This is a genomic window from Streptomyces sp. NPDC002889 (assembly GCF_042888425.1).
Taxonomy (GTDB): Bacteria; Actinomycetota; Actinomycetes; order Streptomycetales; family Streptomycetaceae; genus Streptomyces.
Window position 1 is genome coordinate 20,366 of record NZ_JBIAPT010000023.1, and the last position, 23,948, is coordinate 44,313.

Below are 23,948 nucleotides of genomic sequence, written 5' to 3' on the forward strand. Positions count from 1 at the left end.
CAGCCCGATACAGCTGATGCACCCCGCCAGCGCCGTCACCGTGATCATTCAAGGCTCGTTGAAGCCTTTTGTCCGTGACGGTAGGACGGTGCGCCTCGGCGAGCTGCATGAACTGCCCTGGCCCCGTGAGCAGTTGCTGGACCTAGACGCCGAAGATGCGCATCTGCGGGTAACGCTGTCCTACTTCATCGAGCCCAACCCCGGCCGGCGCGGCATGCTCGGGCAGCATACGTACGCCTCCCACCGTCTCCGCTTCGCTCTCAAAGGCCCCTTCGAAACCATGAAGGACTTCGAGAGACGCATCGCACAGGCCGCACAGGCTGAAGACGATGCCCGCACTAGCTTGACTCTGTCTCGCGCCCCTCGCTCTTGGTCTGATAGCGAAACGAGGGCCGCCATCGCTTCCGCGGCAACGCCTGTCGGTAAAGACACCCGTAGGACGTCACGTGGGCGTGGGTTGGCGCTTGATCGCGATCATGGCGGCGTCGTCGCCCAGCCGTCCGCCGACGTGGTCGAGCAGATCACGCCGGAGGTGATGCAGGAATGCGTCGGGGTTGCTCTCGGTCCAGCCCGTGACTCGCTCGGTGAGTGGATAGAAGGCGCCGGTGGAGTCGCGGGCCTCGATGACCCCGTCCGTGTAGAGCAGCAGGAGGTCTCCTACCTCGAATTTGAATGCGTCGACGTGGTAGCAAGGGTGCGCCAGTTCGCCGAGGCCAAGCGGAGGCGCGGGCTGGTAGGCGTCGATCGTCGTGGCACGGCCGTTTCGCAGCACAATCGGCGGTGGGTGCCCGCAGTCGATCATGTCGACCCTACTGTCCTGGTCGAGGATGTCCAGAATGGCGGCGGTGATGAAGCTCTCTCCGGTCTGGCCCGTCTCGCCGGGTTCGGCCAGGTTCCAGCACACACTTCCATCGAGATAGGTAACCAGTTCGACCAGAGTCGCCTGGCGGTGGGCGGCGGCCCGGAACGCGCCGAGCAGCAGGGCGGCGTCACCGACGGAGGTCATGCCTTTGCCCCGCACGTCGCCGACGATCAGCCGGGTGCTGGAGCTGGTGCGTACGGCCGCATACAAGTCGCCGCCGATCTGGGCCTCGGCCTCGGCAGCAAGATAGAGGGAGGCGATTCGCAGGGGCCCGATGTGTTTGGGCAGCGGCCGCAGGACGACGCGCTGGGCGGTCTCAGACACGTACCGGACCTGCGTCAGTTCTCTGGCGTGGCGCTCCCGCAGCACGCAGAAGATCACGAGGCTCGATCCGACCAGGACCAGGGCGCCGATCTGTGCCTGGTGGTTCGCCGAGAACAACTCGTCGCGATCGCGCAGCACCGCGATGACCGCCTGAGCCACCACCGCGAGGGCGGCGACCAGGCCCGTCAGCCAGGGGCCGGCGAACGAAGCCGTGATCGCCGGGGCCGCGACCAGCAAAGGGCCCAGGTGAATATCCGGGGGCGCAAGAACGTCGATCACGACAACCGCCACCATCAGCGCGATCGGGATGGCCACCATCGCATGACCCGCTCGCACCGACCGGCGAAAACCGACGAGGCGCTGCAGCACATCTCCTCTCTACACCTGCCCTGCCCGGCGCGCCCAACGAGGCAACGGCAGGTCCAGCCGCCCCACAGCCGAGTCGGCCCTACCCAAGAGAAGGTGTCGGCTCCCACTCGCGCCGTCTGGCTGGGACATGACTCGGCCATTCACGACACGATCACGCCGTCACATCAGTCGTCGGCGGACCCGAGCAGTTGCTCTAGGTTTGAAGTGAGCGGCTGCCCACCTGGGTGGGAGGGCAGCAGTGTCGACGTCCGCCCCGACCTCGCGATCTTGAAGAGGCGTTCCTCGACCCGCGACTACGCGAGGCCCGCGAGTGGGTGCTGGCGATGGGCGAGCTGCAGCGAATGGACCTCGCGTGCGCCTACGCCCCGATGTGCGCTGCCACCGGCACCTCCGCGCCTACCGCGATTCACGTCCGGGGCGCGGAGAAAGGTACAGCGGAGCCTGCACCACGCCGGAGTCGACGCGGTAGCGACCTTCGCCAGGAAGCGGGCGACGTGATGGGCGAGGATTCAATCTGGTCCATCAGCAGGTCGCTGATGGTGCGTTCGCCGGAGTTGCAGGGAGTCGGCGCCATTGGCGCCGTCCGAATCTCAGGCCGTTTTCCCGCGCTCTCGGACCAGCTATGGAGGCAACCAGCCGCCCCGGTCTCCACCGACGGTCCCGGGCGCCCGGCCCCGCAACCATGTCGACCACACCCGCCACAGACGCAGCAGGGTCGGAGTGATGGGCCCTTGGCGGCTCCTTCTCCTACCCTGTGTCCTGACAGCGTCCCGAATCCGCCGTCCAGCCTCTCGAACAGGCCCCTACTGAAGCTCACGCCGATGGATGACCGGCGTATCCTCGCAGGTCAGCGAAGCGCCAACCACCGCGTGTCGAATCGCCGTCGAACTCGTTAGCAGCGGATTCAGTCCGCTGGGCCAAAGTTCTGAATCCGGCGGTCACGAAGAGACGTTTCTGCAGGTCAGAAGCCTGCACGGTGGGGCGGGTGGGACTCGAACCCACGGCCGACAGATTATGAGTCCTTGGGGAATCTTGGCGGCCCTTATCAATCCGCCAGCATGAGTCACGCACACCGCGCACGGAGTGGTGTTGAGGAATCAGACGGCTGGCGACGGTGGTGAATCTTCCGCCCGCTCAACCCCGGGGAGAGCTCACCCACGTCCCCGCGTGCGTGTGCGCGCGAAGCTAGGCACCGGCCCGGCCGGGATCCCCGCGGCGCGCCGATTCGTCGTCCCAACGGACCACGCGTGCTGGGCCGAAGTATTGATCGTTCCGCGCGCCTCTCCCTGTCGCTGCGGATACGCCCGAATGATGCCGGATGCAGGCCCGTAGCAGGACCGCAGCAGTCCGCGCCACAAGCGACGGAGACTGCCGTTAGACCTGGGCACGGCCCCCTGTGCCGCCTTCAGCAGTCGGGCAGCGCAGGCAGGACAGCCGTGCCCGGAGCCTCTGGGGCTAACGACATTTCGAACGCTGAGTTCGAACTCACCAAGAAAGTAGGGCACTTCATGAGTCCTGAGAGCAGGACCCGGTCCGGTCTCGGCCCGCTTCCGCAGCGGACCAGATTGCTCACCGGCGGCGCGGTGGCGTCGCTGGCCCTCGTGATGCTGGGCCTCAGCAGCCCCGCGCTGGCGGCTGGGGACACCCCCCAGGCGGCGGCCGAGGTGAGCGCGGCCGCCGCAGAGGACGACAGGTGTGACAGGTACTTCTACTACGACAGTGTCGCCAGCTTCGTGGTGGAGAGCGGCCGCGGGGACAAGTGCAAGGGCAAGACCGGTCCCACCGGGCCGAGGGGCGCCACGGGCGCGACAGGCCCCACCGGGCCCACCGGGGCAGGCACGCCCGGCGTGACCGGCCCCACCGGCCCCACCGGCCCCACCGGACCGACCGGACCCACCGGGGCAGGCACGCCCGGCGTGACCGGAGCAACTGGAGCAACTGGAGCAACTGGAGCGACGGGGCCGACCGGGCCGACCGGCGCGACCGGGGACACGGGCCCGTGCACCGACATCGACACCACGGACTACTTCCAGCTCGACCTCACAGGGACGGAGCCGGGATTCACGCTCCGCGAAGAGCTGAGCGCGGCGCTACTTACCGACGGGCGGGTCTTCGTCGGCCAGCGGGACCTCTCCGTGACCGGGCAGGGAGTCCCAGGGGATTACGATTGGGACCTCGTCAGCGACAACACAGGGTTCCCCACGGACTCGCAGCCGTGTGCAGTCTCCATTTCCGCCGCGGGGAACTTCGCCTACGCCAAGGTGCTCTTCCTTGACGGCGAGGTGTGGGAGACGGAGGGTGATCGCGATTTCGTCCTGGATGAGTTCGTCTTTGACGACCCGTGGCTCGAGGTCACCGAACCAGCGGCGCTCGCGGTGAAGAACTTCAAGAGCGAAAAGGCCCTCACCGGCACTTCGAAGAACGCCGTCGCGAGCAAGAAGGACTGATCACCCGGCCGTTCTCTGACGTCCAATCAGAGTTCTGACCGAACGAGCAGTGTGCCGTGTCCGGGACTGTCCGGGCACGGCACACGTGCTTCTGCCGGGCCATGCCCGGCGCGCAGTACACCCGCCTCGAGCTGCCGTTCTCCGGGACGAGGCGGCGTGGCCGCGACTGATCGTCAAGGAGCGGGCGAGTCCTCGTCGGTGCCGTGCGAGGAGCCCGGAACCGCCTTCGGAAAGGGCCCTTCGATTCTCACCCGGACGGGCTATCAACCACGCGGGAGCCCTTGTCTCCATTGGGCTCTGCCCACGTCGGAGTTGCGTGGCCAAGGGAGCCATGAGTCGGTGGGAATCGTGTTCTGCCAGATCTCACCACCAGGAGGAGACATGGGTGCTGTGCAGAACGGCCAATCGGCCGACAAGCTGTCCGTGGTGTTCGCGGTCCACGTCATCGAGGGCGGCGAGCAGGGGTTCCTGGAGATGTACGAGCGAATACGCAAGTCCGTCGCTCAAGTCCCCGGGCACATCATCGACAGACTGGGAGAACCCGTCGACGGCTCCCGGCAGTGGGTGATCACCAGCGAGTGGGAGACGCCCGAACACTTCTTCGCCTGGCAGCAGGGCGAGGATCACCAAGAACTGGTGGCCCCGCTGCGCCAGTGGGTCGACAAGACCCAGTCCCTGCGGTTCCGGGTCATTCAGGAGACCGTGGGGGTGAAGTCATGACGCGCCCCAGCGGCTCCGTCGCCGTCCTCGGTCTCGGCACCATGGGCACCGGCCTGGCCACCCGGCTGCTCGACCAGGGCATTCAGGTGCGGGTCTGGAACCGCACGGCGGAGCGGACGGGGCCGCTCGCCAAGGCCGGCGCCTTCGCCGCCGCCCACCCTGCCGACGCCGTCGAGGGTACGAGCGCCGCCATCTGCACCGTGGCCGACGGCGAAGCCCTCGCCGCGGTGCTGCGGGGACCGGACGGTGTTCTGGCGCGGGGCCCGTACCCCGGAGCCCTGGTGTGTGCCAGCACCGTCGCCCCCGAAGAGGTCGTCCGCCTCGCCGGGCAGGTTCCCGCCGTTCTGGACGTCGGAATGCTGGGCAACCGGGAGCACGCCCGCAGCGGCGAGCTGCGGCTGTTCGTCGGCGGCGAGGAGCGCGTCTTCGCCTCGGGGCGGCCGCTGCTCGAACTGCTCGGCAAGGAGGTCGTCCACCTTGGCGAACTCGGTTCCGGCATGCGGATGAAGCTGCTCCTCAACATGCTGATGGGGATCGAGGTGCAGGCTCTGGCCGAGGCCGCCGAGCTGGCGGCCGCCGCCGGACTGGACCGGCAGCTCGTGCTCGGCACGATCGCGGGCAGCGGCTTCGCCTCGCCGGTCATGGTGTTCAAGTCCAAGCGCCTGGCAGCCGGGCGCTTCGACAAGCCCGACTTCCGGCTGCGCCTGATGGCCAAGGACCTCCAGCTCGTCGCGGACCAGGCCGCGGCGGCCGGGCTGCGGCTTCCGCTCGCCGAGGCAGCCGCCAGGACCCATGTCCGCGCCACCGAGCAAGGATTCGGCGAAGAGGACTGTGTCGCGGTCACCCACGCACTCACACGGAAACCGGGAACTGACAGATGATCATCGACATCCACGGGCATCTCTCCCCACCGGAGGCTGCCCAGCGATTCCCCATGCCCCCCAGCCTGACCGACGTGGACGGGATGCTCGCCGCCCGCGCCGAGGCCGGGATCGACCTCACCATCATCGGCAGTCCGGTCGGCGCCGGCGCGATGGCGCGGGTCCCGGGCGTCGACAACTACGCGCAACCACGAGACCGGCTGCGAGGCTTTCACGCCTGGATGTCGGGCCTGATCGCCTCGTTCCCGGACCAGTTGCGCGGGTACGTGTACGCCAACCCGTTCGGCGACGACGATCACCTGGAAGGGGTCCGCGAGACGCTGGCAGACCCCGCCTTCGTCGGCCTGATCACCACGTCGAGTGTCCACGGCGAGCTGCTCGGCTCTCAGCGGGCCGACTCCTTCTTCGCGTTGGCGGCCGAGGCCGGAGTGCCCGTCCTGGTGCATGCCCCGGCCGAACCGATCGGCACGGAGCGGGTCGACGACATCGGCTTCGTCGAGCAGATCGGCCGGTTCGGCGACGTCACCATGGGCATGGCCATGATCGCGTTCGCAGGATGGCTGGACAAGTACCCCGGCCTGCGGCTGATCGGTGCCACCGGCGGCGGCGCGCTGGCGCTGCTGCCGGAGCGCCTGCAGACGGCGGCGCGCCCCCGGCACTGGGGCGGGGGCGCGCCGTCGGCGCCGTCCTCCGCCCCGGCGGCGGCCGACCCGGTCGCCGCGCTGCAGCGCATGTATGTGGACACCAGCCCGTTCAGCGCGGCGCACCTGGGCCTCAACGCGGAGGTGCTGGGACCGGAGCGGATGCTGTTCGGCTCCGACTCGCCGCCGCTGTCCGCGCCGCTCGAGGAGCTGATCCACATGATCGAGAAGCTGCCGATCGACAAGGCGTCCCAGCAGCTCATCCTCGGCGGAAACGCCGAGGCCCTCTTCGACCTCAGGAGCCGTCCGTGACCACACTCGAAGATCCCGTCGCCGCAGCGGAGCGGTGTACCCCCGAGTTCCGGCGGAACCCGCACCCGGTCTACGCGAACCTCCGGGACGCGGCGCCGGTCTGCCCCATGCGGCCGCCGCACGGCATCGACACGTATCTGATCACGCGGTACGAGGACGCTCGGGCCGCCCTGTCGGATCAGCGGCTGAGCAAGGACATGTACGGGGCCATGGACGCCTACCGGAGGATCTTCGGTGACGCGTCGGTGGCACTGGACGACCACATGCTCAACTCCGACCCGCCCAAGCACACGCGGCTGCGGAAGCTGGTCAACTCCGAATTCACCCCGCGCCGGGTGGAGTCGCTTCGGCCGCGGATCCAGAACATCGTCGAGACGCTGCTGGACGCATGCCCCACCCGGGAACCGGTCGACCTGCTGCCCGCGTTCGCGTTCCCGCTGCCGATCACCGTGATCTGCGAACTGCTCGGCGTACCGAAGGGCGAGCGGTCACAGGTGCAGCTCTGGTCCACCACGGTGGCGCAGACGGGGTTCAGCAAGGAATCCAAGCAGGCCCAGCAGAAGGCGGAGGAGAGCCTGCACGCGTACTTCGCGGATCTCATCGCGCGCAAGCGCGGCAACCCGGGTGATGACCTGCTCAGCGCGCTCACCACGGCCCGGGACAACGACGGCGGGCTCACCGAGAACGAGCTGATCTCGTCGGCGTTCCTGCTGATGTTCGCGGGTCACAAGACGACCGCCTACCTCATCGGCAACGCCGTCTACCATCTCCTCTCCCAACCCGCACAGCTGCGTGCTGTGCAGGAGAACCCGGAGCTGATGGGACGGGCGGTGGAGGAGCTGGTGCGCTACGACGGCTCGGTGGAGAGCGCGACGTTCCGTTTCGCGACCGAGGATGTCGAGATCGCCGGGACGGTGATTCCGAAGGGCGCGCTGGTTCAGATCGCGCTCACTTCGGCCAACCGCGACCCGCTGAAGTTCGACTCCCCGGACCGGTTCGACGTGACGCGACCGGAGAACGTGCAAAGTGCCCATCTGGGCTTCGGGCACGGCATCCACTACTGCCTGGGAGCACCGCTGGCCAGGCTGGAGATGCAGCTCGCTCTCACCGGTCTGTTCAGTCGCTTCCCGAGGATGGCCCTGGCCGACCCGGCACGTGAGGCGCCGTGGATGGAGGTTCCGTTCCCGGCCTTCCGCGGCCTCGCGGAGCTGCCCGTCGTGCTCGATCCCGCGGTGCCGTGACCGACGGCGGGGGGCCGGCATCATCCTGAAGTCGCCCTGCCCGCAGGTCGCAAGACCTGACAGGGCGTCGCAACGGGCGTCAAGATACCTCGGCGAGCGTTGTTTCGGCGTCGAGGTATCGCCCGTGACTCACGCGGCCGCCGGCGTCCTGGACGCCGCCGCGCGCTCGATCCGCCACGGTACCCCGGCCCATGTGCGCCCCGCGGCGATGGACATCCTGGAGATCGACGACGAGGACGAGGTCCTGGAGACCGCCGTCAGCGGCGCCGGCCGTGCGGCGTCCTCCGTTGCGCAAGGGGGACGTCCCGGTTCGGCTGCGTCCTGCGATGTTCCAGCTCCCCAGAATCGCCCAGCGATTCCAGGTGCGGGCCGTACCGACCCTGCTCCTGCTCCTGCTCGACGAGGGGCAGGTGATCGCGCGGCAGGCGGGTGCGGCGCCCGCCCCGCACTGCGTCAATGGGTCGAGGAGACCATCGCCGGTCGCCGGTGACCCGCCCGTCCCCAGAAAGAGGCACGCCATGATGGAACCCGACCCGCATCTCGCGCTCGTCCGCCCGGTGACGCCGCGCACCCCCGAGGGCTGTGAGGAGTGTCTGCGCCTCGGCTCCCCCTGGGTGCACCTCAGACTCTGCTTGACCTGCGGGCACGTTGGATGCTGCGACTCCTCGCCGCTCAAGCACGCCCGCCTGCACGCCGGCACCGTCGGGCACCCCATCGTGCAGTCCTTCGAACCGGGCGAGGACTGGCGCTGGTGTTTCGTCCACGAGGCCACGGTCTGATGAACGCCGCCGCTCGCCGATCCGCAGAGACGCTCACCGAAACTCCCGACCAGCACGGTGCGTATCCCCGGCTGACGCCGGAACAGATGGGGGATGTACCCCCAGGCTGTCCCGGCTTCCGCCGTGCAGGTCCGGCATCCGCTGCTGTGTGGTCGGGCGCGCAGCAGCAGGCGGCGCGACTGGTGTGACGCTCTCGCCTTGACACTCCCGGCATCCAGGGGTAGATCAGAAAATATGGGTCGGCATGGGCCGACGGAACGGACAGGGTCGCGTGTCACCGGTGACAGGGCGGAGAGCGACGACCTGCTGTCCGCTGCCGTCGTCAGCGCCGTCCAGGAAACCCACGCGCACGCCGCAAGCATTTTTCTCCGCTCACGCGACCGCAGCTCGATCGTGCTCGTGGCGGCATGCGGGACGCCGCCTTCCCTGCTGGGAGGCTGGCGGCTGATCCCGGCGAACAGTCCGCTTCCCGTCGCAGCGGCCTACCGCTCCGGGCGGACCGTGCACCTGGCCGACGCCGACGAGACGGCGCGGCGATTCCCGCAACTGGCGGTGGCGCTGCCGTACGCCTTCGGCTCCGCGTCCGTGCCGGTGCGAGCGGGGCGCGATGCCCTCGGGGCCCTGGCCGTCATATGGTCCGCACCGCCCGGGACCAAGGGGCTGTCCAGGACCCGGCTTCGGCATCTGCGCCGCATAGCCAGCCGTCTCGGTGCCTCGCTCGCTGTGCTCCACGACCGCGGCGATCTCCCCGAATACGACGCGCGAACGGTCGCCATCGAGGTTCCGGCTCCCTCCCTGCCGGCGGTGCGGGTCGGCCTGTTCGACTGGCAGCCGGAGACCGGCACTCTGGCAGCGGACGACGAGCTTTGCGCGATCTTCGGTCTCACGCCTCAAGAGTTCGACGGACAGGCCGGCACCCTCGCTTCCCGGATCCACCCCGCAGACCTCGCCGCCTTCCGGTCCGCGGCCCGCAAGGCGGTCGACGACGGCCGTGTCGTCGCGCAACGACTGCGGGTTCGCAGGCACGACGGCAGGCTCCGCACGGTCGAGCTGTGGGGCCGCATACCGGAGGCCGTTGGCGAGGAGGCGCGTTCGCACCTGGTCGGTGCCGTCCTCGACCCCGGGGCGGGCACCAGAGCCGTCGCGGCGATCGAGAGGCTCCCGGACGGTGTCTGCTCACTCGATCCCGACGGGAGGCTCACCTATGCCAACCGCAGCCTTGAGCAGCTGCTGCGGGTCCGCCGGGCGGACCTCGTAGGCCAGTGTCTCTGGGACGTTCTGCCGTGGCTGTCCGATCCCGCCTACGAAGACCGGCACCGCGCCGCCATGGTCTCGCAGCAGCCCACGTCGTTCCTGGCCTGCCGCCCGCCCGACCAGTGGCTCGCTTTCGCTCTCCACCCGGCCGCGGACGGCGTGACGGTCAGAACGGTCCCGGTGGGGCAGCCGCCCCCGGCCACGGCGGAGCAGCGGGCACCGCTCCCGGATACGGCGGCCGCGGCAGGAGAGAGCACCGTGCCGCCGTCCTCCTCTGCTTCCACGCCGGCCAGACCCGCACGCCTGGGCGCCATGTACCACGTACTGCAGCTGGGCAGCGGGTTGACCGAGGCAGTGACAGCCCGGGAAGTCTGCGATGTCGTCGCCGATCAGCTTCTGCCGGCCTTCGGCGGCCGGCAAATGGCGATCTACGTGGTCCGTGGGGGCCGTATGCACCTGTTGTCGCACACCGGTCACCACGAGGGATTCCTGGACTGGCTGGAGGGGACGCCTCTGCACGCCCGGCTGCCCGGCACGGACACGCTGACGTCCGGCGTTCCGCTGTTCATCGAGTCGCAGGAGGACCTCTCCCGCAGCTATCCGGGTATCCCGGTGGACGGGGTGCGCTGCTGGGCGTACCTCCCCCTGATCGCCTCCAGCCGCCCCATCGGCACGTGTGTCCTCGGCTTCGACGACATCCACCACTTCACCACCGAAGAACGCAGCGTCCTCAGCGCGCTCGGCGGACTGATCGCCCAGGCCCTCGAGCGCGCCCGGCTCTATGACGAGGAGTTCGCCGTCGCCCGCGGTCTGCAGCATGCGCTCCTTCCCCACCGGCTGCCCGCCATCCCAGGTGTCCACATCACCGGCCGCTATCTGCCCGGCACAGGCGGTATGGACATCGGCGGCGACTGGTACGACGTGATCAAGACGGGTGATGGATTCGCCTTGGTCATCGGGGACGTGGAGGGACACAGTGTCGCCGCCGCTGCGGCCATGGGGCAGCTGCGCAGCGCGGTACGGGCCTTCGCCACCGCAGGGCAGCAGCCAGGTGAGGTGGTCGCGGGAACCAATCGGCTCCTCGGAGACCTCGACGCACAGCTTCTCGCCAGCTGCTGCTACATCCTCTTCGACGCCGGCACCGGTCGAGCGCGTGCCGTCCGCGCCGGCCACTGCCCCCCGCTGCTACGCCGTCCCGACGGGACGACGCAGGTGGTGAATCTGGAGGGCGGAGCCCTGCTCGGTGTCGACCGCGCGACCCACTACCCGGAAACGCAAATGGAGTTGACGCCCGGCTCGGTACTCGCGCTCTATACGGACGGACTGGTCGAGGAGCGCGGCACCGACATCGACGTGGGGGTCGACCAGCTGAGAGCGACGCTGGCCCACGCCCGCGCGGACACCCTCGACGAGCTCGCCGACCGGCTTCTGCACGAGGCCCGGCGCTCGGCGCACCGCGCGGACGACATCGCCCTGCTGCTCACCGAGTACGGCGCTGCCGGCGGCAGTACGGTGCAGACCGGCTGAGCGGTGGCGGAGGACGCTTCTCTGCCCGCCACGGCAGTACGGCGAGGCATCCGGGCAGCGGCCTGGGGCCCTGCCCGGGAGCTTCGTGGTACCCGGTCGCAGGTGATGTCAGAGCCGGATCCTCCAGCTGACGTCGGACTGCAGGGTCCCGGCGATCTTGGGATCCCGCACCGAGGGGGTGCGGTCCTCGGCGGTCACCGACAACGTGTGCGTGCGCAGGTCGAGCAGCAGCAGGGCCAGGTCCGACACCCGCACCCGAGTACGGCCCGCGAAGGGCTTCAGCTCCTTCCCGTCCAGGTACCAGCGGGTCCTCAGCTGACGCCCGTCCGCGCCCGCCAGCCGGGGTACGGCGGCTTTCGCGGTGTCTCCCAGCCGCAGGATGCGGCCGGTGGGGGTGACGGCGGTGGCGATCCTCGCATGGCGGTAGAAACCGGCGATCATCGCCTCGACGCCGGGCAGGTTGAAGGGTGTGCCGAGAGAACGCATGAGGGAGTTGTCGGTGGGCCGGTACAGCCCCGTGACGTAGTAGCCGCCGCCCTCGTACGTGCCGACCGTGCCGCCGTCGGGCGACTCCTCGCCCAGCCAGCGGTGCCACTTGGCGCGCTGCCCCGACATGTCCCCGGCGGTCAGGGTGGAGACATTGGAGTCGGCGGGCTCCGGGCCCGTGTACTGCTCGTAGCCCGGGTAGTCGGGGTAGAAGTACTCGTCGGCGAGCTTGCCCAGCGAGTGGCCGGTCTCATGGATGGCGACCTGGCCGGACTTCTCGTTGCCCGCCGAGGCGGTCGAGATGCCCTCGTAGCCGAGGGAGGCGCTGGGCTCGTTGTAGCCCGCGCCGCCGTACTTGGCACTGTTGGCCAGGACGAGCACCAGGTCGGCATCGGGCACCTTCGCCACGTACCCGTCGACCTTGTCCTGGTCGACGCACAGCAGCCGCTCGATGCCGTCGCACCAGAAATACGAGCCCAGAGCGGTGTCCCGGACGACGGCCGGGCCGGGGTCGCCCGAGACGCCGGACTCGTTCGACACGGCGTCCACCGCCCAGACGTTGAAGAGGCTCTGGTACGTCGTGTACGGCTCGACGGCCGCCACCTCGGCCCATTTCTCCTTGGCGTCGGTGTGGAACCGGTCCAGCTCGGCGGTGGTGTACCCGTCCCCGACGACGACGATGTCCAGCCGGTCGGCGGTGGAGCCGTTGTCCACCAGCCTGGTGACGTCGCCGTCGGCGGCCTCCTCGGCCGCCGAGAGCCGGGACGGCGGCCGGTCCCGGCCCTCGAGCGGTACGCGCGTGTGGCCGGAACCGGCGGCAGTGCCGTGTTCCGGGCCGGGTATCTCGACCTCGACCCCGGCCTTGCCGGGCGTAGCCGGATCCGCCGCCGCGCTGCCGGGTACGGCGGCCAGTACGGTCGTCAGGACAGCGGCCACGCCGGCCACCCCCATGACTCCGCGTCGCGCTGAACGCATCAATTCCTGCCCCTGAGACGAGAGTTAAGCAACTGATTAAGCCTGTTGAACGGGTTGCTTAAACTAGGGGCAGGAACAGGACGTGCGCAATGCCTACTGCCCCTGAATACTGGGGAGTTCGAGACCAGGGGGTCCCATGGACGAACCAGCCGAGATCGGCCGACGGGTACAGCGGCTGCGTAACCGACGCGGGCTGACACAGCGGCAGTTGGCCGAACCCGCGTACACACCCGCGTATGTATCGACACTGGAGTCCGGCAAGGTCCGGCCCTCCGAGACCGCACTGCGTTTCCTCGCGCAACGGCTCGGCACATCGTTCGAGGAGCTGTCCACCGGGCGCCCCGCCCATCTGGCCACCGAGCTGCGGCTCGCCCTCACCGATGCCCAGCAGCAGCTCGCCACCGGCGCCGCCGACGAGGCTGCCGTCCACTACCGCCGGCTCCGCACCGACGCGGAACACCTCGGACTCGTTCCCGAGCAGGCCGAGGCGCTGCTCGGTCTGGGCGATTGTGCTCTGGAGAGCGGCGAACTGGCCGATGCGGGACGGCACTTCGAGGCGGCGGAGCGGCTGCTGGCCGATGAACCGCTTCCCCGCCGCGCCCGCGCCGTACGGGGCCGCGCCATCGCGCACCTCCTGGCCGGGGAGCTGCGCTACGCCTGCTATCTCCTTGAGTCCACCATCGACGAGCTCGGCGCGAGCGGCCTGGCCGACCCCGAGGCGCTGGTACTGCTGTACGCCGCCGTCATCGGCCCGTACATCGACATGGGAGCCCACGCCCGCGCCGCGCACGCCGCCGAGCTCGCGCTGGCCCTGGCGCCGCAGGTCAACGACCCGGCGCTGGTGGCGGGCATGCACCGGCAGGTGGCCCGTACCTTCCTCGCCGAAGGACGCACGGCCGACGCCGACGCCTCACTCGCCAAGGCCCAGGCGATCTACCGGCAGCTGAGGCTGCGGACCGATCTCGCGCACTGCCACTGGATGCGCGGCTACGTCCAGGCGCAGAACGGCGAACTCACCCTTGCTGAAAAGGAGTTGCGCACAGCCCGGGACATGCTGACCTCCAAACGCGCCGTGCTCTACGCCGCCCAGGTGGAGGTGGAACTGGCCGACGTACTGCGACGGCTCGGGCGGCACGACGAGGCGGCCGGCCTGCTCTCGGCGCTCCTGGAACTCGGCGACCGGCAGGGCGCGGTCCACGCGGGCGGCGCGCACCGGCTGCTCGGGCTGATCGCCGAGGAGCGGGGGGAGACCGAGACCGCCGAGGAGCACTACGTCGTGGCGCTGGCCCTGCTGGAGCGCAGCGGAGCCAGCGGCGACCTCGCCGACCTGTGCCGCCTGCTGGGCGACCTACTGCGCCGCAGCGGCCGCGTCGAGGCCGCTCTGGACGTGTACCGCACGGGACTGGGCCACCGGGCGGCTCCCGGCACGACGACCCTGGGACCGGCCCCGGCGGCTCCGTCGGTCTCGCGGCGCTGAGTCAGCAGCCGTCTGCGAGCGCGGCCCACGACGGGACTCCTTTCACACGGGCGCCGCGGTCTGTGCCTTGGCGATGAGTACGTCGAGGAGCGCGAGCAGGGCGTCCCGGACGTCCTCACGGGAGCGGGCGTCGAGCATGACGACGGGCGTGTCGGAATCGCGCAGATGCAGCGCCGCCCCGATCTCCTCGGCGGTGTAGGGCTGTTCGCCGTGGAAGCAGTTCGCGCCGACGACGAACGGCAGCCCACGGCTCTCGAAGAAGTCGACGGCCGGGAAGCTGCGGTCCAGTCGTCGGGTGTCGACCAGCACGATCGCCCCGAAAGCCCCGTTCAGCAGGTCGTCCCACATGAACCAGAAGCGTTCCTGGCCCGGTGTGCCGAACATGTAGAGGACGACTCCGGCGTCGGTGAGGGTGAGACGGCCGAAGTCCATCGCCACGGTGGTCACCAGCTTGGACTCGATGCCGTCGAGGTCGTCGACCCCGACACCCGCGGACGTCAGCCGCTCCTCCGTGCGCAGCGGATCGATCTCGGAGATCGTCTCGACCAGGGTCGTCTTGCCGACACCGAATCCCCCGGCGATCAAGATCTTGACGGGGGCCGCTTCCTGGGCAGGGGTCTCATATTCGGGCAAGGCTGTCCCTGATTCTCATGAGCAGGTGGACATTGGTGGTCTCGGCCTCCTCCAGGGGCGGCCGGTGGTGGATCAGCCCGCGGTCCGCGAGTTCACCGAGGAGGACCGTCATCGGGGTCAGGCGCATGTGCATCCGGGCCGCGATCTCCGCGACCGCCTGACCGTTCGGAGGCAGGCACATGGAGAGGATGGCCTGCCACTCGCTGGGCAGGCCGCCTTGGGCGTCCGCGGAGACCGCCGCCGTGATCGTGGTGTCCATGGTCACGACGGTGTGCGTAGCTGCTGTACGGCCATCGGTCAGGGCGTACAGCCGCGTGCGGCGGCGGCCTCCGTGCTGCGGATCGTCCGGCATTACGACGTGGGCACCTGGTCGCGCTCAGGTGTGCCCAGCCACTCACCGAGTGCCTGCGCGGTCCGCACCGCCTCTCCGCCCAGCTCCCCCAGCCGTGCCTTGCGGGAGGTCACGACGATGAGCGTGCTGCCCTCGCCACACCCCACGATGCAGAGATACCTGTCGTCCATCTCGACCAGCTGGCGGATCACCCGGCCGCCGCCGATCTCCCTGGATATCGCCTTCATCGTGGCAGCGATTCCGGAGGACGCCGCGGCCATGCGTTCCGCCTGGGGCCGGTCCAGCAGATAGGCGCTGAGCTTGATCCCGTCATTGGACAGGAGGACGGCTCCCTCGATGCCCGCGATCCTGCTCAGGTTGTTGTCCAGGATGCTGTAGATCATGTCGTTCGATGTCGTCGTCATGGCTGATCCTGTCGGAGCTCTTCTTCCACTGACTGGGTTCCGTGTTCGTAGTCCGCCCAGGCATCGGCTACCTCTTCAGGTGTCGCCGTGTCCTTGGGGACGACTGCTTCCGGTGCGCGCGGCTCGCGGAGTTGCTCGGCGATATGGGTCTGCGGGACACGCTCGGGCAGGGCCGGACGCGAGTCGCCGTCCGGCGTCACGGTGCGAACCGGCGCGCTCTCCTGCGACCGCTCATGCGTCCGACGCACCGGCAGACCGGACTGCACATGCAGGACGAGCTCGGGCTTGGGCGTGTCGACGCGGCGCGGGGCCGGGTTGGCGGGTGCGGAGAGGGTCCGCTGTGCGGGAACTGACGGAGCGGGAACTGACGGAGCCGGCGTGCGGGCCGGTTCCTGCTCGCTCGGCACGAGCAGTTCCCTCGGGACTATGACCACGGCCGATGTCCCGCCGTACACCGAGCGGCGCAGCGTGACCCTGGCCTGGAGCTGGTCGGCGAGGTGGCCGACCACGAAAAGACCCAGCCGGTGCGCGTTCTTCGCCAGCACGGCGTACGGCGGGGCCGAGTGCAGCCGCCCGTTCATCTCCTCGTAGCTCGCGGGGGTCACACGCGGGCCGCGGTCCTCGATCTCGACCGACAGCCCGTCGGCCACCACCTCGGCCCGGATGACGACCTTCGACCTCGGCGGGGAGAACCGGGTGGCGTTGTCCAGCAGCTCCGCGAGGAGGTGGCTGATCTGGCTGATCACGCGCGGTTCCACGCTGATCTCGTCCAGGGCCTGCCGCTCGATCCGCCGGAAGTCCTCGACCTCCGCGGCGGCCTCGCGCAGCAGGTCGGCAACGCGCATGGGTTCGGTGTGCGGGTCGGGGATCTCACCGCCCGACAGGATGAGCAGGTTCTCGATCTGCCGCCTCATGCCCACCGTCAACTGGTCGGAACGCATGAGCTGGGCAAGGAGCGCTTCGTCGTTGCCGAAGGTGTCCTGGAGGTCTTCGGTGAGGCTCAGCTGACGGCTGACCAGGTTTCCGGTGCGTGAGGCGATACCCGCGGCGAACATCCCGAAGCCGTGACGCTCGTCCGCGAGCTGCCTGTGCCCGTCGACGGACACGGCGACGACCCGGGCGAACGCGTCGCTGATACGTCCGACCTCGTCCCCGTCCCCCCGGGCCTCGGGCAGCGAGCCGGCGTCGACGGGCCGGCCCTGCTGCAGCCGGGCCACGACATCCGGCAGCGTCTTCTCTGCCATGGTCACCGTGCGCTCGTGCAGACCCCGCAGCCGGCGGAACACCGTGCGCGTGATGAACACGACGACGCCTGCGACAGCCAGCAGCGCCCCGCCACTTCCCGCGACCAGCCAGGCGACCTCCGCCTCGAGCTCTGACGCCTTGACATCGGCGTGCGCCAGCAGCCCCCGTGCCCGATCGGCGTTCAGCGTGCCCCACTGCGGGGCCCAATTCTCGTGTGCGGCCTGCCAGCCTCTGATGTCCGGGGGCAGCTTCACACCGTAGGCGGTGTCCGCGTGCTCGGAAACGACCGCGTTCTCGATGCGGCTCTTGGTCTGCCACGCGTCCGAACCGTTGATCTGCGCGTAGAGGTCGCTCCCCTCACCGGACAGATACGGCACGATCCATATGTCGTACAGATAGCTGTGGGCTCCGACGGCGTTGACGAAGTCCGCGAACCTGGAGGGGGTCAGCTCCCTGGACGGTCCGGCCTGCGCGAGGATCGTGTCCTCCTGCGCCAGGATCTCCGCCGCCGAGAACATGGCGACGACCACGCGGCTCTCCTGGGCGAGCTCGCCGTCTTCGACGTGGCTGAACTCGTCCTGGTAGAAGCGGATCATCTGAGTGATCACACTGGTGTAGAAGGCGATCGTACTGTCGGCCACCCCACTGCGGGCGTCCGCGCGTTCGCGGTAGGCGTCCAGGTCGTCGAGGCCGTCCCTCACCGCCAGGAGGCGACGGTCCGCATCCTCGGACACTGCCACTGCGGTGGCCGACGAGCGGCGGAACTCGGCCGCGGCCCTGTCCGTTGCCGCGCGCCGGCTCCGCAGGTCCTTCTCGGACAGGGGAGAACCCGCGTACCGCGCGGCCGTCATCGTCCGCTCGGCCTGCAACTCGACCATGAGCCTGTACAGGGGGACGCCGATCTGCTCACCGACCGCCACATCGGTGCGCAGGTGCTGCGACTGCTCCAGCAATCGGTCCGCGGTCACGACGACTTGGGCACCCATGGCCACCGTGGGGACGACTGCCAGCCAGATCAGCAGGGTACGCAGGCGCACGATACGCCGCCGACGATTTCTCGACAGCTTTGGTGGGCCTGGGGGTTCTATGAGTGACATCAGTCCTCGGGGGCCGGTGAGCGGGGACAGACCAGCCGGGCCCGGTATGTGATGGACAGGGAATGGGAGGACGGCCGGTCCGGCTTCGGGAGCAAGTGAGGGATGCAGATCATAACCGGCCACGCCGATAAAGCGAGAGGCTGCTTCAGCGATCTGATGTGTGGTAATGAGTCAGAGGGGTTACGGACCATGAGCCGCATCGAACGTGAACCGTGGCGGTTCCGGATGGCCTTCAGCGGTCATGCGTGCAGACCTTGTGACTATGCCTGGTCGTCACGGCTCCGGTCCTCGGACAGGGGCCACAGGTGCGCCGCCTCACCCGGTGCGAGTTGGTCCACGGCTTCCGAGAGGGCCGAGCATGCCAGTTCGATCCTGCGGCGGACACCGATCTGCTCGGTGACGATCGCTGCCAGCAGCAGGGCGGTCAGGGCGACGCACCCGTTGAGGGCCTGCAGGACGACCATGACCTCCAGCAGGGTGTTTCCGGCGAAGGCTCCCTCGCCGCCCGTCGCCGCCGAGATCGCCAGGACCGAAATCAGCAGCGCGCAGGGTGCGGAGCCGGGGAGCTGGAAGCGCAGGGCTGCCCAGATCAGCAGCGGGAACACCAGGAACAGCAGCGACAGCTCGATCCGGGTGGCCAGGAGCGAGACGGCGACCGACGTCACGCCGAGGGCGATGGCCTCCGTCCACCAGTACGGCCGTGTGTCGCGCCGGAGCCGGGCCCGGCGCAGCACCAGCAGCAGCGGCGTGATCACCAGGACGCCCATCGCGCCCCCGGCCCACCATGCCGACCACACGGGCCAGAACTCGCCGAACGGCAGCTGCCCGCTCAGCGCCAGCGTTCCCGCACCGAAGGTGGCGCTGATCAGCATGCCGCCCAGTGCGCCGAGGAACACCAGTGCCAGCCCGTCCCGCAGCCGATCGAGCTCGGTCCGGAAACCGATGTGCCGGAGCATCAGATAGGCGGCCACCGGGGCGACGGTGTTCCCGACGAGGATGCCGACAGAGGAGGGGCGCAGCGATTCGAGCGTGAGCATGGTGAGAAACGCGCCGAGGGCGATCCCCGGCCACACGCGGACCCCCATCCACAGCAGGCAGCTCAGGGCGATGCCGGTGGGCGGCCACAAGGGTGTCACCACCGCCCCCTCCACGACCACCTGCTCCTCGAGACCCAGAGCGCCGCCCACCCAGTAGGCGGCTGCCACGGCGAGGACCCGCAGCAGCGCTGCGGCCGGACGTCGGAGTTGCTCGCTGGGGACCACGCCTGTCATCACACAACGTCCTCGGCGCCGCGTCTCCCTGACACGCGCTGACGGCGTGGCGGATCAGCCGGCGTCCGTCCGTTGCGCGGGTGCCGCGGGCCGGTCCGTGTCGCGAAGCAGGACCAGGACGGCGGCGTCGTCCGTGTGGTCGCTGCGCTCCGCCACCTCCATGACCCCCGAGGCCAACTCCTCCGCCTGGGCGCCGGCCATGACCGCGGAGCGGACCACCCCGGCGACCGCGTCGAGACCTTCCTCGACGGGATAGGTCGGTCCTTCCACGACGCCGTCCGTGACCAGGACGCATGCCCCGCCGACCGGCAGACGACGTCTCGTGACCGGGTACACCTCGCCGGGCAGGATGCCCAGCGGTACGCCCGCCTCGTCCTCGACGATCCCGCAGTGTCCGTCGGCTGTCGCGCACACGGCCGGCACATGGCCGGCGCGGGCGCCCTCCAACTCGCCCGTCGCCGGGTCGTAGCGCAGGAAGCTGCACGTGGCGAAGAGGCCCTGGTCGACGGTGAGCAGGAGTTCATTGGCCCTGCCGAGAATCTCGCCGGGGTCGGTGATGGCGGTGGCCATGGCGCGCAGCCCGATGCGGACCTGACCCATGAAGGCGGCGGCTTCGACGTCATGGCCCTGCACATCGCCGATGGAGTAGCCCAGCGAGCCGTCGGGCAGGACGAAACCGTCGTACCAGTCGCCTCCGATGTCGAGGCCGTTGCGTGCCGGTGCGTAGCGGGCCGCGACCCTCAGGCCCGGGGCGGTGGGAAGGTCGGAGGGCAGCATCGAGCGCTGAAGCGCTTCGGCCAGCTCGACGCGGGCCTTCTGCCGCTCGGCGCCCTGCCGTACCCGGTCGGTGAGCTGTCCGAGTGCGGTCAGCAGATCGTCGGCGCTTGCCGATCGCGGAGGACGACGCCGGGTCATGGACCTCTCCGAGGCACGTCCGATGGCCGACTGACCGGGCCACTTCTGTGCCGCACGGTGGACCCGGCCCAGCTGGGCTCGTACAGCCCGCCCTCATTGTATTTCCGCCGGGTCGGGGCACGCGCGGCGCGGAGTCGGCGCCGGGGCGCGATCGCGCCCGGCCGGATGAGTATCCGAGACGCACGGGCTGAGTATCCCGGCCGATTCCGCCAATGGCCGCGGCTGGTCGAATGGTGACCATGACTCCAGACGCACCCCACCGCCCACGCAGGCAGCACGTTGCCGCCACCGGCGCCACAGTGATCGGCGTCCTGCTGCCGCTGGCGGCCGGGGTCCTGCTGGCCAGGACACTGGGCTCGGATCCGCTGACGCCGGTCAATGCGATGATCACCCAGAGCGGGCAACGCGCGGGCGCCCTGCCGTCCCAGTGGCGTGGATGCGGCAGACACGCGCTGCGGGGCCGGAAGGAAGCCGCGCGTGCGGTCGCCTTGCGTGTCCGCCGGGCCGCGGGCCGCCGCGCCATGGCACGGACTCCCGAGTCGGCGGGCTCAGCCTCGTGACTCCGCCCGCGCTGCGGCGATGCCTGCGACCACCACCAGTGCTGTTCCTCCGATCTGCACCACGGTGGGCGTCTGCGCGATGAGCACCAGACCCGCCAGCAGACTCACGGCCGGTTCGAGGCCGGCCAGGGTCCCGTAGGCGGTCTTGCCGATGCGCTGAAGTGCTTTCATCTCCAGCAGAAACGGCACCAGCGGCATGAGCACCGCGATGCCCGCCGCGGCGACGGCCGTCTGCCAGGTGAGGGCCGCGAACGCGGCCGGTGCCCCGAACGGCGCGGCGGCCGCCGCGGCGACGGCCAGCGACACCGCCAGCCCCTGAGACGCGGAGAAGCGGCTGCCGACGTGCGCGGTGCCGATGACGTAGAGCGCCCAGCAGGCCGCGGAGCCCAGTCCGAACAGAACCCCGGTCAGGCTTGTGGCACCGGCCCAGGGCGAGGTGAGCAGCACAACGCCGGCCGCGGCAACCCCCAGCCAGGCAAGTTCCTTGCGCCGGTGCGACGCGACGACGGCCACGGTGAGCGGGCCGAGGAACTCCAGCGCCGTGGCCGTGCCCAGCGGGAGCCGCGCGGCGGCTTCGGAGAACAGCAGCATCATTCCCGCGCTGACCGCGCCCAGCAGCCCCGTGGCCAGCAGATCGGCCCGGCGAGCCGTCCGCAGCGTCCGCCACAGGCGCCGGCCCGTGCAGGCCACAAGGACCGCAGCGGCGAAGGTCAGCCGAAGCCAGGTGGTCCCGGCCGGGCTCAGGGAGTGGAACAGTTCGGTCGCCATCGCGCTGCCGGTGTGCAGCACGGCCATGGCGACGAGGACGAGCGCTGTCCCCGGCATCTGGCGGGGACCGGAAGATGTCGAGGCGGTGCTCGCGGCAACGGACACGGTGGGGGCATTCACCGGGCCATTGGACCCGCGCTCCTCCGTTGCTGTCCACAGGCCGATAGTGGATCCATCATCCACTCTTGGTGGACAATGACCCGGTGAGCGAAGACATCATGGGACAGCTTCCGGATCTGGGACGCCTGAGGCTGCTCGTCGAACTGCACCGCCTAGGGACCATGGCCGCGGTGGCCGCCGGCACCGGGTACGGAACATCGGCCGTCTCCAAGCATCTGGCGGTTCTGGAACAGGAAGTCGGCGTGAGGCTGCTGACGCCGGTCGGCCGCCGGGTGCAGCTGACACCGGCAGGTGAGCGCCTGGTCGAACACGCCGTGGGCATCCTCGGCGCAGTCGAGGAAGCCCAGGCGGAGCTGCGCGGCGTGGCCGAACCCGTCGGAAGGGTACGTCTGTCGAGCTTCTTCACGGCGGTCGAGCCGGTGGTGCTGCCCGCGCTGATCCGCCTGGGTGAGCTGTACCCAAGGGTCGAGGTCGAGGTCCACGAGCACGAGCCGGAGAGCACCGTGGGGCTGCTGCGTTCCGGGGGCATCGACCTGGGCGTGGCGTACGACTACAGTCTGGTGCCGCGCGCTCTGCCACCGGAACTCAGCTCCCGGCAGTTCGAGGAACAGCCGCTGTATCTGGCCGTCGCCGCCGACCACCCGGACGCCGGCAGACCGGTCGCCATGTCCGCACTGGCGGAGTTCGCCGGCACCGGCTGGATCGCCAACTCACGCGGCACCGACGACGACGAGCTCGTGCAACGTGTATGTGCCATCGCAGGATTCGTCCCACGGATCGCACACCGCGTGGACAGTCTGCACCTCGTCAACAGCCTGGTCGGTGCGGGTCTCGGCGTGGCACTGCTCGCCGAATCGGGAATCGAACGCCACCGGTCGGATGTCGCCTTCCGCCGTCTGGACCCGCTCGCGGGCCTGCGTCGCAGTTTCCTGATCGCGCGTGCAGGCCAATGGTCCTGGCCACCCATCGCGGCCCTTGCCTCGACCGTGACCGACAGGGGCGCGTGACCGCTGTCGGTCACGGTGACCAGCAGCCGCCGAGTGCGCGGCGGTCTCCTGCGCCTGGTGCGATCCCGGGGCGGGGACGTGTGCTCACACGATGTCCCGGGGCCCATGGGTCTGGAGGAACAGAACAGGGCCGTTACCGAGGCGCTGATCGGCCGCCATGGCGATCAGCGCCCCCAATGCCTTCGCTGTGTACACCGGTTCGAGCTCCAGGTGGCCACTGCCGGCAACGAGGCGCTGTGCCTCGAGGGCTTGCGGTGTGGCGTGCCCGTATCCCGCGCCCATCCAGTCCCGCACCATCGTCACGTCCTCCGGCGCGATCCGGGTCGCAGGAAAGGCCGCTCCCCGTTCATGGAGCAGTCGCTCGGTCCTTCTGGCCAGCTTTACGACGGCACGCGCGTCCAGCCGGAGCGTGTGGTTGACGACCACGCCGACGACCCGTGTGCGCTCAAGTCCCGCCAGGCGGAGGCCGAGAGCGAGTCCCGCGGCCGTTCCCCCGGAACCGACGGGGGTGACCACGTGGGAGGGCTCCGGCAGGGCCTGGTCGGATATCTGGGCCGCGAGTTCGAAGGCTGCCTCGACATAACCGAGCGTACCGACGGGGGCGGAGCCGCCCGCCGGCAGGAAATAGGGCCACCGTCCGCCGGTCGCGTGGCGAAGGAAGAGCCACGGGGCGGCTGCGACCGTCCGACTCTTCGTGCGGGTGAAGTGCAATGTGGCGCCGGACCGTCGAAGCCGCCCGAGTTGTGGCCGGACGTGGTCGTCGACCGGCTGGTCGATCAGGGCGAGGGCAGTCCTCAAGCCCTGTTCTCGAGCATAAAGAGCGGTGGCCAGGCCCCAGTTCGTGCCGAGGCCCCCCACGGTGAGGATCGTGCGGGCGCCGCGGCGGCGTACATCGGGCAGAATCCACTCCAGTTTGCGGACCTTGTTGCCGCCCCAGCCTCCCCGGCCGAATCCGCTCTCGTCCTTGCACCACAGGGTGACGCCGGGTGCGATTCCCGTCAGCTCGCGTACCGGCGTCGGCCGGTCGCCGAGCGGAAGGTGCGGCAGCGAGGTGATCAGCTGGGGAAATCGCTGGTGCAGCAACGGCCTGCTCATGATGGCGGATTCCCTCCAAGGGGCACGGCCATGGCCGCCGAGGCGGCGAGGGCGCGGCAGCGGTCTCCGACTGTGCAGCGTGCTCAGCCTACTGATGTCGCCCGGCGTGCGGTACACGCGCCGATCGCCGCTCCCGTGCCTCCCCGCCCGGCGCGAGGGTCCGGACCGTCTCGCCGGTCCGCATGT

General features: G+C 69.7%; 20 protein-coding genes. 10 read left to right on the plus strand and 10 right to left on the minus strand.

Going from position 1 to position 23,948, the window contains the following annotated elements; all coding sequences use genetic code 11:
* Nucleotides 1-442: 442 nt before the first annotated feature.
* The gene (locus tag ACFYWI_RS29295) at nt 443-1,504 is read right to left on the minus strand and encodes a PP2C family protein-serine/threonine phosphatase (RefSeq protein ID WP_389238394.1); all 1,062 of its coding nucleotides are present in this window, start codon (nt 1,502-1,504) and stop codon (nt 443-445) included.
* Between the two features lie 1,559 nt (nt 1,505-3,063).
* Here ACFYWI_RS29295 and ACFYWI_RS29300 point away from each other — a divergent pair.
* The 7 genes from ACFYWI_RS29300 to ACFYWI_RS29330 all read left to right on the plus strand — a co-directional run bounded on the left by ACFYWI_RS29300 (nt 3,064) and on the right by ACFYWI_RS29330 (nt 11,357).
* Complete coding sequence (locus ACFYWI_RS29300; RefSeq protein ID WP_389238228.1) at nt 3,064-4,002, plus strand: hypothetical protein; 939 nt, start codon at nt 3,064-3,066, stop codon at nt 4,000-4,002.
* A 381-nt stretch (nt 4,003-4,383) separates the two neighbouring features.
* Nucleotides 4,384-4,722: an antibiotic biosynthesis monooxygenase family protein gene (locus ACFYWI_RS29305; protein ID WP_389238230.1), complete on the plus strand. Its 339-nt coding sequence runs from the start codon at nt 4,384-4,386 to the stop codon at nt 4,720-4,722.
* Entirely contained in the window at nt 4,719-5,603 is an 885-nt protein-coding gene (locus tag ACFYWI_RS29310) for an NAD(P)-dependent oxidoreductase (RefSeq protein WP_389238232.1), read from the plus strand. The genes ACFYWI_RS29305 and ACFYWI_RS29310 overlap by 4 nt, the downstream gene beginning before the upstream one ends.
* Nucleotides 5,600-6,556: an amidohydrolase family protein gene (locus ACFYWI_RS29315; protein WP_389238233.1), complete on the plus strand. Its 957-nt coding sequence runs from the start codon at nt 5,600-5,602 to the stop codon at nt 6,554-6,556. Before ACFYWI_RS29310 ends, ACFYWI_RS29315 begins: the two co-directional genes overlap by 4 nt.
* Nucleotides 6,553-7,797 carry a cytochrome P450 gene (locus ACFYWI_RS29320; RefSeq protein WP_389238234.1) on the plus strand — a complete coding sequence of 415 codons (1,245 nt, stop codon included), beginning with the start codon at nt 6,553-6,555 and terminating at the stop codon, nt 7,795-7,797. Before ACFYWI_RS29315 ends, ACFYWI_RS29320 begins: the two co-directional genes overlap by 4 nt.
* Before the next feature lie 518 nt (nt 7,798-8,315).
* The gene (locus ACFYWI_RS29325) at nt 8,316-8,576 is read left to right on the plus strand and encodes a UBP-type zinc finger domain-containing protein (RefSeq protein WP_389238396.1); all 261 of its coding nucleotides are present in this window, start codon (nt 8,316-8,318) and stop codon (nt 8,574-8,576) included.
* 234 nt (nt 8,577-8,810) lie between these two features.
* Nucleotides 8,811-11,357 (plus strand): SpoIIE family protein phosphatase, encoded by a 2,547-nt coding sequence (locus ACFYWI_RS29330; RefSeq protein WP_389238236.1) that lies wholly within the window; start codon nt 8,811-8,813, stop codon nt 11,355-11,357.
* A gap of 108 nt (nt 11,358-11,465) precedes the next feature.
* Here ACFYWI_RS29330 and ACFYWI_RS29335 read toward each other — a convergent pair whose 3' ends face one another.
* A complete protein-coding gene (locus tag ACFYWI_RS29335) occupies nt 11,466-12,794 on the minus strand; it encodes a M64 family metallopeptidase (protein WP_389238398.1) in 1,329 nt (442 codons plus the stop codon).
* A 160-nt stretch (nt 12,795-12,954) separates the two neighbouring features.
* On the opposite strand from ACFYWI_RS29335, the gene ACFYWI_RS29340 reads away from it, so the two are divergent.
* Nucleotides 12,955-14,295: a helix-turn-helix domain-containing protein gene (locus tag ACFYWI_RS29340; RefSeq protein WP_389238238.1), complete on the plus strand. Its 1,341-nt coding sequence runs from the start codon at nt 12,955-12,957 to the stop codon at nt 14,293-14,295.
* A 42-nt stretch (nt 14,296-14,337) separates the two neighbouring features.
* On the opposite strand, the gene ACFYWI_RS29345 is transcribed toward ACFYWI_RS29340, so the two are convergent.
* From ACFYWI_RS29345 to ACFYWI_RS29370, 6 genes are all read right to left on the minus strand, one after another.
* Nucleotides 14,338-14,928 (minus strand): ATP/GTP-binding protein, encoded by a 591-nt coding sequence (locus tag ACFYWI_RS29345; protein ID WP_389238240.1) that lies wholly within the window; start codon nt 14,926-14,928, stop codon nt 14,338-14,340.
* A complete protein-coding gene (locus ACFYWI_RS29350) occupies nt 14,915-15,280 on the minus strand; it encodes a DUF742 domain-containing protein (protein WP_389238242.1) in 366 nt (121 codons plus the stop codon). The genes ACFYWI_RS29345 and ACFYWI_RS29350 overlap by 14 nt, the downstream gene beginning before the upstream one ends.
* Entirely contained in the window at nt 15,280-15,684 is a 405-nt protein-coding gene (locus ACFYWI_RS29355) for a roadblock/LC7 domain-containing protein (RefSeq protein WP_389238244.1), read from the minus strand. The genes ACFYWI_RS29350 and ACFYWI_RS29355 overlap by 1 nt, the downstream gene beginning before the upstream one ends.
* Nucleotides 15,681-17,966, minus strand: coding sequence for a nitrate- and nitrite sensing domain-containing protein (locus ACFYWI_RS29360; RefSeq protein WP_389238246.1), 2,286 nt, complete (start codon nt 17,964-17,966; stop codon nt 15,681-15,683). The genes ACFYWI_RS29355 and ACFYWI_RS29360 overlap by 4 nt, the downstream gene beginning before the upstream one ends.
* Before the next feature lie 320 nt (nt 17,967-18,286).
* Complete coding sequence (locus ACFYWI_RS29365) at nt 18,287-19,288, minus strand: MASE1 domain-containing protein (protein ID WP_389238400.1); 1,002 nt, start codon at nt 19,286-19,288, stop codon at nt 18,287-18,289.
* Between the two features lie 63 nt (nt 19,289-19,351).
* A complete protein-coding gene (locus ACFYWI_RS29370) occupies nt 19,352-20,212 on the minus strand; it encodes a PP2C family protein-serine/threonine phosphatase (RefSeq protein ID WP_389238248.1) in 861 nt (286 codons plus the stop codon).
* Between the two features lie 239 nt (nt 20,213-20,451).
* On the opposite strand from ACFYWI_RS29370, the gene ACFYWI_RS29375 reads away from it, so the two are divergent.
* Nucleotides 20,452-20,772, plus strand: coding sequence for a hypothetical protein (locus ACFYWI_RS29375; RefSeq protein ID WP_389238250.1), 321 nt, complete (start codon nt 20,452-20,454; stop codon nt 20,770-20,772).
* On the opposite strand, the gene ACFYWI_RS29380 is transcribed toward ACFYWI_RS29375, so the two are convergent.
* Nucleotides 20,761-21,660 (minus strand): DMT family transporter, encoded by a 900-nt coding sequence (locus tag ACFYWI_RS29380; RefSeq protein WP_389238252.1) that lies wholly within the window; start codon nt 21,658-21,660, stop codon nt 20,761-20,763. The two genes, ACFYWI_RS29375 and ACFYWI_RS29380, sit on opposite strands and share 12 nt — an antisense overlap.
* A gap of 83 nt (nt 21,661-21,743) precedes the next feature.
* On the opposite strand from ACFYWI_RS29380, the gene ACFYWI_RS29385 reads away from it, so the two are divergent.
* Complete coding sequence (locus ACFYWI_RS29385; protein ID WP_389238254.1) at nt 21,744-22,667, plus strand: LysR family transcriptional regulator; 924 nt, start codon at nt 21,744-21,746, stop codon at nt 22,665-22,667.
* A gap of 84 nt (nt 22,668-22,751) precedes the next feature.
* Here the strand turns inward: ACFYWI_RS29385 and ACFYWI_RS29390 are convergent, their stop codons facing one another.
* A complete protein-coding gene (locus tag ACFYWI_RS29390; protein ID WP_389238256.1) occupies nt 22,752-23,762 on the minus strand; it encodes a 1-aminocyclopropane-1-carboxylate deaminase/D-cysteine desulfhydrase in 1,011 nt (336 codons plus the stop codon).
* Between the last annotated feature and the right edge of the window lie 186 nt (nt 23,763-23,948).